Origin of the sequence: Paraburkholderia podalyriae (assembly GCF_014397785.1) — a bacterium.
Classification (GTDB): domain Bacteria; phylum Pseudomonadota; class Gammaproteobacteria; order Burkholderiales; family Burkholderiaceae; genus Paraburkholderia; species Paraburkholderia podalyriae.
The window spans coordinates 1-12784 of sequence record NZ_VZQQ01000105.1; the positions used below are offsets into that span (position 1 = coordinate 1).

At 58.7% G+C, this 12784-nt stretch carries 7 protein-coding genes, 4 pseudogenes and 1 other annotated feature; of the genes and pseudogenes, 5 read left to right on the top strand and 6 right to left on the bottom strand.

Translation table 11 applies throughout. From position 1 onward, the window contains the following. Nucleotides 1-128: 128 nt before the first annotated feature. From F6X42_RS39860 to F6X42_RS39875, 4 genes and pseudogenes are all read right to left on the bottom strand, one after another. Nucleotides 129-539: pseudogene (locus tag F6X42_RS39860) on the bottom strand (nucleotide-binding protein); the annotation flags it as partial. Nucleotides 540-548: 9 nt separating this feature from the next. Then, the gene (locus F6X42_RS39865; protein ID WP_187639317.1) at nucleotides 549-1016 is read right to left on the bottom strand and encodes a hypothetical protein; all 468 of its coding nucleotides are present in this window, start codon (nucleotides 1014-1016) and stop codon (nucleotides 549-551) included. Between the two features lie 801 nt (nucleotides 1017-1817). Further along, nucleotides 1818-3197, bottom strand: a complete 1380-nt coding sequence (locus F6X42_RS39870) for an IS4 family transposase (protein ID WP_187639318.1) — start codon at nucleotides 3195-3197, stop codon at nucleotides 1818-1820. 139 nt (nucleotides 3198-3336) lie between these two features. After that, nucleotides 3337-4574, bottom strand: a protein-coding gene (locus F6X42_RS39875) for an IS3 family transposase (protein WP_246530497.1) whose coding sequence is annotated in 2 segments (ribosomal slippage) — nucleotides 3337-4271 and nucleotides 4271-4574 — 1239 coding nt in all. Because the reading frame shifts where the segments join, the coding sequence is not laid out codon by codon here. After that, nucleotides 4168-4284 (bottom strand) — a sequence feature (AL1L pseudoknot). Its footprint overlaps the gene before it by 117 nt. 314 nt (nucleotides 4575-4888) lie before the next feature. On the opposite strand from F6X42_RS39875, the gene F6X42_RS39880 reads away from it, so the two are divergent. From F6X42_RS39880 to F6X42_RS39895, 5 genes and pseudogenes are all read left to right on the top strand, one after another. Then, entirely contained in the window at nucleotides 4889-7273 is a 2385-nt protein-coding gene (locus F6X42_RS39880; protein WP_187639319.1) for a 2Fe-2S iron-sulfur cluster-binding protein, read from the top strand. A 156-nt stretch (nucleotides 7274-7429) separates the two neighbouring features. Next, nucleotides 7430-8467, top strand: a complete 1038-nt coding sequence (locus F6X42_RS39885; RefSeq protein WP_187639320.1) for a spirocyclase AveC family protein — start codon at nucleotides 7430-7432, stop codon at nucleotides 8465-8467. Nucleotides 8468-8654: 187 nt separating this feature from the next. Further along, nucleotides 8655-9222, top strand: a pseudogene (locus tag F6X42_RS46190) (thiolase family protein). Continuing rightward, a complete protein-coding gene (locus F6X42_RS46195; RefSeq protein ID WP_376776516.1) occupies nucleotides 9135-9485 on the top strand; it encodes a hypothetical protein in 351 nt (116 codons plus the stop codon). The pseudogene F6X42_RS46190 and the gene F6X42_RS46195 overlap by 88 nt, the downstream one beginning before the upstream one ends. Before the next feature lie 27 nt (nucleotides 9486-9512). Next, nucleotides 9513-11190 (top strand): annotated as a pseudogene (locus tag F6X42_RS39895) (MBL fold metallo-hydrolase). Nucleotides 11191-11267: 77 nt separating this feature from the next. Here the strand turns inward: F6X42_RS39895 and F6X42_RS39900 are convergent. After that, complete coding sequence (locus tag F6X42_RS39900) at nucleotides 11268-12245, bottom strand: NAD(P)H-dependent flavin oxidoreductase (protein ID WP_187639321.1); 978 nt, start codon at nucleotides 12243-12245, stop codon at nucleotides 11268-11270. A 223-nt stretch (nucleotides 12246-12468) separates the two neighbouring features. Next, nucleotides 12469-12665: pseudogene (locus tag F6X42_RS39905) on the bottom strand (DDE-type integrase/transposase/recombinase); the annotation flags it as partial. Between the last annotated feature and the right edge of the window lie 119 nt (nucleotides 12666-12784).

Below are 12784 nucleotides of genomic sequence, written 5' to 3' on the forward strand. Positions count from 1 at the left end.
CCAGTGTATTGGAACCAGAACTCGACCAAAACTAGGGAGGAACTCTACAATCGAAACCGCGCAACGCCCAACCTCGCCGAATCGGTCACGTTCCCGAAATCAGCGGTCACGTTCACCGAAATACGCAATGTCTTACTGAATGCGTGCAGCAGCTCGAGGCTGTCGCGCTGCCGGTTGATCACCCACAGCACGAAGAGCTGACGCCGCAATTCGCCGAGCGTACTGGCGAGTGTCGCACCGAAGCGTGCGACACCCGTCTGACTGCGAGCCGCCGTGTTCACGATGACGGCGGCGTCCCGGCGTTCGTCGCAGAAGTTGACAAGACCGATCCAGCCGTCTGCCTCGTCCAGGCTATAGGCGATGCAATGCATCTCGTCCTGGACGGATTTCATCACGTCTGGATTGGAAGTATCGGTTTCAACCAGGGCGACAGGAAAGTCGTGCCGCTGCAGGTAATCGGCCAGCGCGAGTGAAACAAAGCTCTTGCCAACACCGCCCTTGCTGCCACCGACCAGATAAATGGGATAAGTCGTTGCCATATGAGCCCTCTACAGGTTTTCGATATCGGGCGTGATCTCGAACGAGAACGCATCCCGAATCACCATTGACCCCGGCGTGGTCACTGTCTTTCCCCCATCCTGCCTGGATTCCCTCTCTGCGCTGTCCGCGCTCCACGACCTTGTCTGATTGGGCTTCTTGGCGCGAGGCGATGCTACCGTCGGAGTCGTCGTCGTGATTTTCTTTCCCACGGGCTCGGACTTGCTTTCCTTCGTCGCGCGTTGAATCGCGTACCTCAACGTGCTGGTACTGATGTCCACGCCCTCCTGCGCCAGCTGCTGGACGATCTCTTCGAGCGTGTACCCTTTCCTTTTCGCGCCACTGATTTGAGGTTGCATCGACTTCACCGCATCGCACACATTGACGCGATGCTCGTGCGCAGGCTTTTCCGGCAGCGCGTCGAGACGGCGCGCCGCAGCGTCCCATTGGGCTTGAGTAAAGCTCTTCACGAGCGGCATGATCCGCCTCAACACACTTGCCTTCATGCCATCTTGCGGAGGAGATTAACGGTCGTCAATCCCTGAAAACAGACCCAATTCGAGGTATCGGAACGTCCAGGAGCGGACCGGAATTGCCCGGAATCAGAAATTTTTTTGCTCCGTCGCGAGCGGCAGTGCCTTCAATTGCACGCGAAGATGTGCAGCGACGTCGCGCCTCCGATCTAACGATCAATCACCGTTCGTTGGCAACTGACTGTCTTTGAAATTCGTGGCTCACGATACTATGTCAGGTGATCGCAGGACCTGCTGAAACCTGCACGGCAGACAAGGTTTTCCTGCGCTGCCACACGGGAGCAGACTCGTTTAACCTGCGCGAGCATTGACACCTTCGTGCATCGGAGCGGCTGTCTTTTTGCGCGAAGCATGACCGGAATGGTTTTGCATGCTGCGCTCGGCGTTTAGCTTTCGTGTTCCAAGTGGATCAGCTTACTCGCGCGAACGCCCGGAGATGTCCATGCGACGTCCTGTTCATTTCACTGCGCATGTTTCATCTTCCTGCGCGGGCCACGCGTTTTTTCTGCGCGTCCAGACACGGCGTTTTGCAGCGGTAGTCCATCTATCCGCTCGACCATGGTCAGGCCCACTCACCGGATTCGCGAACGGCGATCTTAAAGACATAAAAACCAGTAACGGCAGGATAGGCTTGCGCCGGTTTTGGGCGCCCAAGGGGCCAACGCTTGAATTCCAGAGGGTCGTCCGCGCTGCCTCTGAACCGCCCCGGGTTTCCCCTCAGGATTACCCACAAGTAATGTGATGGTGCTATTCGTTTTGCCTGAATATTCGGTACATCATCGTGATTTCGTGCAGGACAAGAAATCCACGCCAGATGACGGTAGGACCAGGTGGACGATCATGCTTTCGAGCGAGATATCCGCCGAGTCTGGCGATCCACAAGATGATCTGCGCGAGTGACGGCGGTTTATCAGGTATTTCGGTACTGCCATGCGTACGACAGTAGAGGGCTCGCCACTCGATTGGCTGCAGCAATACTTCGCATGGCAGGTTGCCATCAAGCCTGGCAAGCAACATGGAGTACAGGATCCTCCAGCTTACGACGGCGAACAATGCGGTGGCGCGGACGAATCGATCGAGATTGCCAAATTGGCGGGCTTCAATGCGACAGCCACTTTTAAGCACACGATGCCACGATTCAATCGTCCATCGGCGCGCATACCATGCAAGACGCTCGAGGGCCTCTGCGTGTGTTTGCGTAGGCACCGAAGTCAGTAGAAGCCATTCCAATGGCTCTGCTCCTTCGTCTAAGTTCGTTTCCTGTGCATGAATTGCAAACACTTCAATTTCGGGAAGCTTCTCGCGACGACGATTTTGCGGCGGACGAAGGCATACGGGCATGCAGCGCACAACCAGCCGTGCGGTGCGTGCCTGGCGGTTTTCGCGTGCAGGCACCTGCAGTTGCGCCTCTCCAAGCACTGGCGAGGCCAGCACGGTTTCCCACAAATATCGATCGGGGTGAGCAACGCGTCGGTTCCACGACGCGCGCACCAACCAGTCGACACCGGCAGGCCGCTGCGCCAGGAACACGTCATAGACATCGCCTTCACGGTCGCTCACGCCGATGACATGCGTGCACGGACAGTGCGTCTTGAGTACGCCCAGTTGCTCGATGCCTTCGAGCCATTTCGCGCTCTCTTTCTGTTGTACGGTTCGTTGCCCACGCAGATGTTTCTTGCCCAACTCCTCGTGCCTGCGTATCCAGGTCTTCATCCCGATCACCCCGAGTGGCAGCCCCTCTGGCGTGAGCGCAAGCAGACTGTGTATCAGGAAACCACGCACATGTGGATCGGAGCCATATCCCAGACCTTCGGTTGCCCGCAGATGAGACAAATTGAACTCGGTGGTGTCCTGAACAGCAAGGACGACTGGCACCTGTTGCATACGACACAGCGTTTGACCGATGTGCCCACCCAGCACGCCATCGACATCCACGTGCGGGTTGTCGAAAAAACGATATGCCGCCTTCAGCTCCGAACCATTGAACGACTGCGGAAAAGAGCAATGTGGGCCCAACGAAAGCTTGCGTGCCAGCGTCACGAGCCGTCTGGTCAGGCGAGCGTCGCCGAGCTCGGCGGCGCCAAACTCTTCATTTGCCCAATCATCAAGGTCAGATGTGTCCGACAATGCCCGACATCACAGATCACGAACCGGATCAAAGTTAACATCGGTCGTCACCGTTTACAAGCCATCGCCCTTCAATCGCACAGTCGCGAGCGACTTATGGGTAATCCTGAGGGGTTTCCCGGAGGCTGTTTTGCTTGAGTCACGCCGCGATGGCGGACCCAGCGAGTTTTGAATAATAAGCGGCTTCTGCCTCAGCAGGTGGAATGTTGCCGATGGGGCCGAAGAGCCGACGATTGTTGAACCAGTCGACCCATTCGAGCGTCGCAATTTCAACGGCCTGCGGATTGCGCCATGGTCCGAGGCGATGGATCACCTCTGCCTTGTACAAGCCGTTGATCGTTTCCGCCAGTGCGTTATCGTAGGAGTCGCCCACGCTGCCCACTGACGGCTCAATGCCAGCCTCGACCAGCCGATCCGTATAGCGGATCGATACGTATTGCACGCCGCGGTCGCTGTGATGTATCAACCCGTCCTGCTGCGCCGGCTGTCGCTCGTACAAGGCCTGCTCCAGTGCGTCCAGAACGAAGTCCGTGCGCGCCGAGCTCGACACACGCCAGCCGACAATGCGTCGGGCGAACACGTCAATGATGAACGCGACATAGACGAAGCCCTGCCAGCTCGATACATAGGTAAAATCTGACACCCACAGCGCATTGGGCCGTTCGGCCGTGAATTGCCGGTTCACGAGATCCTTCGGGCACGGCGTCGAACCATCGCTCACTGTCGTGCGTACCGTCTTGCCCCGCACCACACCGCGCAGGCCCATCTGCTTCATCAGCCGCTCGACCGTGCAGCGCGCCGCGACAATGCCTTCCCGCTTCAATTGCGTCCAGACCTTGTCTGCGCCATACACCTGGAAATTTTCTTCCCACACGCGCCGGATCTCATCCTTGAGCATCCTGTCGCGCTGGGCCCGCGGCGGCACCAGGCCTGGATTGACGCGGCGGGCCACATGCGTGTAGTACGTCGACGGGGCAATTGGCAGCACCCTGCAGATCGGCTCGACCCCGTAGACGTGCCGGTGATCATCGATGAACGTGATCATCACTTCGGTCGGCGGTCGAGCTCCGCCTGTGCGAAATATGCTGACGCCTTGCGCAGGATTTCATTAACCTGGCGCAGCTCACGGTTCTCCCGCTCCAGTTCCTTGAGCCGATCCTGCTCCTGCGTGCTTGTGCCCGGGCGCAAACCCCGATCCCGCTCTTCCTTGCGCACCCAGCTACGCAGCGTTTCACCCGAGCAGCCAAATTTCGCTGCGATCGACGCGATCACTTTCCATTGCGATTCGCGGTCGCCCTGGTGTTCCAGCACCATTCGCACAGCCCGCTCACGAACTTCCGGCGAGTACCTTGGGGACTTCTTCTTGGTGTTTTCCATAGCTCCATTTTCTCAAGAAGTGGAGCCTCCGGAAATCCCGGGCCGGTTCAGTCGCCGCCATGCTTGGTATGGATCTCTGCAATCTGGCGTTTTTGGACGGAACTGAAAGCATAGCAACGGTTAGATTTCCGTGGTTAAGGATGCGAACGGGCCACTCTACTTGACGGCCAAATTTTGAACTCGCACATAGCCCAACGCGATTCGAAGGTTCCATCGTACTCCGCATGAGATCGCATTTACGAATAATATTCGAATATCTGTTCAAAAAGGAAACTGGGTAGTATCCTTCCAAAAAACCCGAGCGAGGGAGGAGCATGCAGCACGTCATCATCATTGGGGCAAGTATCGCCGGCGTATCCGCAGCGAAGGTTCTGGCTCAGCACGTTGGCCGGATTACAGTCGTAGAACGCGATACGCTTGATTCGGGGCAGCCGCACCGCATGGGGGCACCCCAGAGCCAGCATCAGCACGCACTTCTTGGGCGAGGCCGGGTAGAACTGGATGCTCTATTTCCGGGCTTCAGTGAGCGCCTCCTCGGTGGCGGCGCCCATTTAGTAAATCCCGGAATGGACTTCGCATTTTTTGGTCCGACGGGTTGGATGAAACGCCAGCCTGGCGTGGAGACTCTATTCCAAAGTCGCACGCTTCTAGAGAACTCGCTTCGCACGCTCGCAACAGAGCAGATCGCGAACATCGAGATCCTTTTTGGTCAAGAGGTCATTGGCCTTCTGCATGACGCAAATGCCAGACGGGTCTTGGGCGTGAATGTTCGCAGCCGCGACGATGGGTCTGAGCGGATGATCGAGGCTGATTTGGTCGTAGACGCGAGCGGTCGAGCGTCGAAATCAGTCGCGTGGTTGGAAGCCCTTGGAAATGGCGCACCAGAAGAAACGATCGTAGATGCTCATTGCGGCTACAGCAGTCGCTGGTACGCAGCTCCTTCGGAACTTCCCGCCGGGTGGTGGTGGAAGGCCGCCTATTCGGCATCGAGCCTCGACAATCCGATGGGAGGATCGCTGGCTCCGGTGGAGGGCGGTCGCTGGCTCGTCACCACCTGGGGCTACGAGCGTCAATATCCGCCGACTGACACGGCCGGTTTCAATGAGCTGCTTCGCCACGGCTTGCGCACTCCGTTGTTGCATGAGATGACGAGTCTCGCTGAGCCCATATCGCCAATATATGCATTTAAAGGCTTTGTAAATCGGCGACGGTGGTTCTCGCGCTGGGAAGGCTTACCGAAGGGTTATATCTCCGTCGGAGATGTCGGCTGCGTTTTCAATCCCGTCCACGGTCAAGGCATGACCTCCGCTGTGCTCGCAGCACGGTCGCTCGAGGCCGTAATTGGGCGCGAAGGCCTGGATCATCCCAATTTGGGACGACTTTATTATCGTTACTCGGAGAAAGTGCAGGACATCGCCTCGCAGCTTTCATGCGGATACGATTTGCGTTTCCCATCTGCGGACGGAAAACGCCCCCGCTTCTTTGCAGCGCAGAACTGGTTCTTCGATCGGTTTGCCGAGGCGGCGCAGAAGCAACCAGATCTCTACATCAAGTTGATGCGGGTGATGCACCTGCTCGACGATCCCGCTGTGCTAGGCACCCTCAGCGTCACCGCTCGCGTTCTGGCCCATGCGTTTCGGCCCGGTCCCGGCGCCAAGGACCGTACCTCGCCAATGCCTGCGTTTGACTATACCCAGCGGTCGATTCGTCATCCGGCGGCCGAGTCCAGCGAGCCGAACTCTACGCCAGAGTGGAGGCGCGCCCGGATCGTGCGAAAGCGCAAGGAAGCGGACGGCGTCTTCAGCTTCCTGTTGCAGCACGAAGATAACGAGGCGCTTCCAGCGTTCGACCCCGGCGCCCATATCGACATCAGACTGGGAACTCTCACTCGCCAATATTCACTTTGCAATGCCCCTGAGGATGACGGTCGTTTCTTGATTTGTGCACAGCGCGAGGTGGAGAGCCGAGGCGGCTCCAGAATGCTATGCGACGACCTCCAAGAAGGTGACACGATTTCATGGCGCGGCCCAAAGCAAATGTTCCCGCTTACAGATCCGGAAGCCTCCGCACTGTTGCTCGCCGGTGGGATTGGCATGACACCGCTGCTCGCGATGGCCGAGAAGCTGCATGCGGTGGGCACGCCGTTCGCTCTGCACATATTCGTACGAAATGCGGCGAGATTGCCGTTCCGCGAACGGCTAGCGACTGCGCCGTACGCACGCTCCGTATTCGTTCATAGCGACGATACTCCGAGCGCAGAGCGAATAGATTTGAGCCAATTGATAAAGGAGGCAACGGCTCGGCACCTCTACATTTGCGGACCTGGCGGCTTTATCGATGCGGCGCTAGCCACGGCAACCGCTCAGGGGTGGCCGGAAACCTGTGTACATGTCGAAAGATTTTCCGCAGGGCAGCCCGATTTTCGGAGAAATCGCTCTTTCACAATCACACTGGCAAAGAGCCGGCGCACGCTCGAGGTCCCGGCGGATCGATCCGCCCTTGCAGTGCTGAACGAAGCTGGTTGCGCAATCCCAACATCATGCGAGACAGGCGTATGCGGTACCTGTGTCACCACTATCGTCTCGGGTGACCCGGATCATCGCGACAGTTTCCTCGATTCCCGTGAGCAAGCGCAGGGACGACTGTTCCTGCCCTGTTGCTCACGTGCGAAGACGTCAACGCTTGTGCTGAATCTGTGAGCGACGTAAGTGTTGGCCGGGATCTGCGGACCACGAGTTGCACGCAATTTGTTCAATCATAGGCTCCGTATCCTGGAAGTGCATTCTGGTTGAAGTGATGCCAGTCGCTTCAGTTCAATGTGGCAATGTAATCACATAAATTAGGAGAACCAAGTCATGAACAAAATGGATATACGAGCGTTTGCGCCCGAAGAAACGGTCGCGCAGACCACGCAGGCACGGCCGATTGTATGGTGGGCGCTCGTCGGTGCTGCATTCTGGGTGTTGCAGATCTACGTGATTGGGTCATGGCTGATGTCCGGCAAACTGGCACCAACACCGCCTGGCCCGGATCCAATGCCGCTCCGCACATCGATTGCTATTCTTGTCGTGCAAGTGGTCTTTGGTATTTCGGTAGTGTGGGGATTCTTGCATATTGCCTATACGCTGATAAAGAAGCGGGAGTTTTCTGCATTCAACCTCATTCAAATCGGGTGGGTAGCGATGACATGGCAAGATCTGATCATCGGCTACGTGCGCCCGCAGTTTGTCTTTAACTCGCATATGGTGAACGTCGGATCCTGGGGAAGCTTTATTCCCGGATGGATCAGCCCCAACGACCATCTGATGCCCGAGCCTTTGGCAATGCAGCCGTCCATGTATGTGGCGTTGGTCCCGGCGATGGTAATGTTCGGCGTCGGCGTGATGCGGTGGGTCAAGGGAAAATGGCCGTCGCTGAACGGTGTGCAACTCACTCTGGTTTGTGCCGCGGCTGTGATCCTTAACGATCTAGTCAACGAAGCAGTCCTCTGCTACCTTGGCGTCTTCGCTTACGTCGGAGTAATCCGAGCGTGGAGTATCTTCCCAGGAACGCCGGAGCAATTTCCGCTCTACGAGGCGATCATTTACGGCGTTGTCATTACATTCAGCGCAGCGGCTTTCTATTTTACGGATAAGGAGGGCCGAATGTTCTTCGAACGCGGCGCCGATCGCGTCTCGTCGGGATGCGCTCGCGAGATTGCGCGTGGCCTCGCGGTAAGCGGTTACGTAAATATAACTCTACTCATTTATGCCATCCTGCTGATTTGGGTGTCGTTCTATATCGACGAGCGCCCCAAATTGCCCAGCTATCTGGATAACGGGATCTGCGGCGGCACGTCCGGCTACCCATGCCCCGCTCCTGGAGTCCCGATCCAAACGCAAACGAGAAAGTGACATTCTGGACTGCAGCAATCAGCCGAGATCAGGGCAGTATCACAGGCTTCTCCCTCGCATTAGTCGGTCTCGCCAGATTCTCTATTGCGAACAGGAGGAGCCGCCAATATTCAGGCTGAAAGGACGCTCTCGCTCTCGCGTGACGGCGGCATCTTGACCGTCACGCACAACCAACCCGATACTTTGAATGCCTTTAGTGAATAAAGATACGTTAAGGCATCTCGATCTTTCGTTAAAGTCGCTGAAGATTGCGGGCCAAGGGAATGGCTCAAGGCGCACTGTGAGACCCGCACCGTTCGCTCAGGTGTCACGGTGTAATGGAAATCGGCTGCCTCCACTTACCTATCTACCGAACCGCGCACGTTTTCGTGACGACCAGGACCAGCTCGCTGTCGAATCCCATCAGCGCGCCGGCCGAGCTATTCAGGACGGCAGGTTCAGCGAGCAGATCGTGCCCGTGGCACTGCATACGAAGAAGGGCGAGACGGTGTTCGACACCGACGAGCATGTGGTGCCCGGTACGACCGCCGCGGATCTCAGCGTGCCAGAAAGACGGCACGGTCACGGCAGGCAACGCGTCCGGTCTCAATGACGGCGCTGCGGCACTCTTGCTGATGACGCGCCGCGCCGCCGAACAACGCGGCCTTCGTCCGCCGGCACGGCTCGTTTGCTGGGCTCACGCGGGCGTCGATCCGCAGTACATGGGCATTGGCCCGGACCGGCAACGCGCAAGGCGCTGCAGCGCGCGGGCCTGACCGTGGCGGATCTCGATGTGATCGAAGCGAACGAAGCCTTCGCAGCGCAGGCTTGCGCCGTAGCGAAGGAGCTAGAAATCGACAGCGCCAAAGTCAACCCGTATGGATCGGGCATCTCGCTCGGCCATCCGATTGGCGCAACTGGTGCTGTCATTGCGGTGAAAGCCATTCACGAATTGCACCGTCGCGGCGGCCGTTATGCGCTCGTGACGATGTGTATCGGCAGAGGCCAGGGCATCGCGGCCATCTTCGAGCGCGTTTAGGGGCCGCCTGTAGCGCTCAATCATTCAATCAGAGGGAGTGACGTAGTACGCCCCGCACAACTGCTCCACCCGCAACGACAACCGGTTTCGCCCCGCCCCGCAGCAACGATGCTGTTGCTGCGCGACACGCACCACGAAGGATCGCCCGCCATTGAAGTGCTGATGACACGGCGTTCGGCGCAAGCGAGCTTCGCGCCAGGCGCCTTCGTCTTTCCAGGCGGAGCGATCGATCCGTCCGATACACAAATCGCCGAAGGCGTACCACGGCGCGTCGCGCAAGACGATATTCAAGCAGTTTAGGCCGTCGCCGCGATCCGGGAGACGTTCGAGGAACTCGGCGTGCTGCTCGCACGACGACGTGACGCCACCTTCGTCGAGTCTCGCGATATCGCGAGACTCGACCGTCACGCGGCGATCGCAGCACATTGCACGCAGAATGCTGCTAACACTCGCCGTCGACTGCGTTTATCCGCTCGCGAACTGGATCACCGACCGGGACCTGCCGAAGCGCTTCGACGTGCAGTTTTTCGTGGCGTGCATGCCTGCCGGCCAAACCGCCGTCGCACGGGACCGAGCAGTTCGAACCGGTGTGGGTCCGTCCGTCGGCGGCGCTCGAGCGCCACGCCGCAGGCGATTTCTCGATGATCTTCCCGACCGTGCGCACGCTGGAACGCCTGCGCTCGTTCGACTCGGTCGAAGCGCTGTTCGCGGCGTGTGCAAGCGAAAGCTCACTGTGGCGCAGCTGTCCGCGCGGCGGCCTGAAGGCAGGCGCGGTCGTGCGCTGCATGGAAGGTGATCCCCCATACGGGGAACTGCGCCTCGTCTGTCCTGACGACCAGGTGCTACACGCTCTCGACTGGCGAACGACCGAAGCCGTCCCACTGCTCAGAAACGTAATGCGCGTGACCACGGCGAACGGCGGCATGATGACGGGTCCGGGCACCAATAGCTATGTTGTCGGCACCGCGACGGCCGGCTTCATCGTGATCGATCCGGGGCCAGCGAGCGCGCGCACCTTCAACGTCTTTTCGCGGCAACCGGTGGCGACATTCGCATGATCGTCTGCACGCACTCGCACGTGGATCACGCGCCTGGAGCACGGCCACTGCAGGCCATGTACGCGCACAAGCCGCCAATTCTCGGCGTGCCGTCCGGACCGCTCGCCCGGGCAAGCAGCCATTTCGTCCCCGATCGTGAATTGCGTGACGGCGAATTGCTGGTGCTCGCGGACGATGCCCACACGCATCGATTGCTGGTCGTCTCGACGCCGGGGCACGCAAGCAACCACGTGTGCCTCGCCCTTCTTGAGGACAGACTGCTATTCAGCGGCGATCACATTCTGAATGGCAGCACATCGATCATCGATCCGCCGGACGGCAATGTGACTGCGTATCTGACGTCTGTGGACCGAATGGACGCGCTTTGCAGCGAACGCGAAATCGACTTCATTCTGCCGGCGCATGGGTACGTGCTCGACCGCGCACGTGACCAGATCGCCCGCCTCAAGGCCCACCGTCTCGCCCGTGAAGCGAAGATCGCCGAGGAGGTGAAGGCGCTGCCGAACGGCTCGCTCGAAGACTGGCTGCGTGTTGCTTACGATGACGTTCCCGAAAGGCTCTGGCCCGCCGCGTCGCGCTCGCTGCTCGCTCACCTCGAACGGCTCGACGAACAACGTCATACCTCACAGGCCTGTTCGCGCCCCTAACGCATGCATCCGCTGCCCGCGCCTGTTCGATCCCGGGCGCGGGCAACCCTATATTGGACTGCTGTCTTGCTGCGGACTCAACTCTCTTCCACGAGCGCTGCCAGCCGGCCACGAATGAGCGCGCGCGCCTCAATGACCATCCTGCTCACGAGTTCCCCGCAGCTAGGAATATCCTCGATAAGCCCGATTGCGAGGCCAGCCGGGAAGGTTCCGTCTTCGGTATCGCCCGTTTCGTACATACGCTTGCCGCGTTCACCGCTGACGAGCGGCTTGAGGTCCGCGAACGTTGCACCCTCTTTCTGCTCGAGCTCCAACACTTGCTCCGCTACCGAATTCCTGAAAATACGCGACGTGTTCTTCAGCGTGCGAAAGATCAACGCGGTATTGCGCTCATCATGCTCGACGAGCCGGCGCTTGACGTTCTCGTGAATCGGCGCCTCCCGCGTGGCCATGAAACGCGTACCCATATTGATCCCATCCGCGCCAAGCGCGAGCGCAGCGACCATCCCGCGGGCATCGGCAATGCCACCCGACGCAAGCATCGGGATGCGCAGCTTCGACGCTGCCGCCGGCAACAGGATCAGGTTCGGCACATCGTCCTCGCCCGGATGGCCGGCGCATTCAAAGCCGTCCACGCTGACGGCGTCGCAACCCAACGCCTCTGCTTTCAGCGCATGACGCACCGACGTGCACTTGTGAATGACCTTGATTCCCGCAGCCTTGAACGCCGGCATATGCGGCTCCGGATTGCGCCCCGCGGTTTCGATGATCCTCACGCCGTTCTCTATGATTGCCTGCACGTACTCGTCGTACGGCACCGGCTTGATCGTCGGGAGAATGGTCAGGTTCACAGCGAACGGCTCATCCGTCATTGATCGAACCCGGGCGATCTCGTTGCGCAGTGCCTCGGGCGTGGGCTGCGTGAGCGCGGTGATGGTGCCGAGCGCACCGGCATTCGAGACTGCAGCGGCCAGTTCCGCGCGGCCCACCCACATCATGCCGCCTTGAACGATCGGGTATCGAATCCCCAGCAACTCTGTAATGCGCGTCTTCATGTGCTGTTCCCTGTGATGTAAGTGCAACCTGATTCTTCAGCGTACGGCCCGCTCAGCGTCGAGTACGACGGGTGCCACTCGTTTTTATTTGCGAACACCGTGCAATTATATACATTTTATTCATGTTGCCGACACAACTGTGTTGCACACCCGAATGAGGAAGTTTTGTCGCGATAAGGGAATTGAGATGAGCGACAGCGCAATGCCTAGTACTGCTTAAGTTGGCAAGCGAGTAGAACTGCTGGGCACCAGAAAGACAGTTTTTTCTGCGCTTTTCATCTGCCCTTTCTTGATCGTATGCATGATCTCGATGCCGCCCAGAAGAATGCGGGCGCAGCGAAAATTCTTGAGCCCGAGCATGGGTCGCGTGCGACGCTTGATCGCTCGATGGTCCTGTTCAATCAGGTTGTTCAGATACTGATATGACTTTCCATGTCAATCGCGATGTTGATTTTTCGCTTTTTCATAGGCGCGAGAATTCCCTGAGGGCGGCGTAGCAGTAAGGTCGACGGTGGATCACACTGATATCCGCGGATTGG

What these genes read in the sequence shown, in the direction of transcription:
- F6X42_RS39900 (WP_187639321.1), bottom strand. Translation starts at nt 12,245, where the DNA reads ATGAAGACGCGCATTACAGAGTTGCTGGGGATTCGATACCCGATCGTT.
- F6X42_RS39865 (WP_187639317.1), bottom strand. Translation starts at nt 1,016, where the DNA reads ATGCCGCTCGTGAAGAGCTTTACTCAAGCCCAATGGGACGCTGCGGCG.
- F6X42_RS39880 (WP_187639319.1), top strand. Translation starts at nt 4,889, where the DNA reads ATGCAGCACGTCATCATCATTGGGGCAAGTATCGCCGGCGTATCCGCA.
- F6X42_RS39885 (WP_187639320.1), top strand. Translation starts at nt 7,430, where the DNA reads ATGAACAAAATGGATATACGAGCGTTTGCGCCCGAAGAAACGGTCGCG.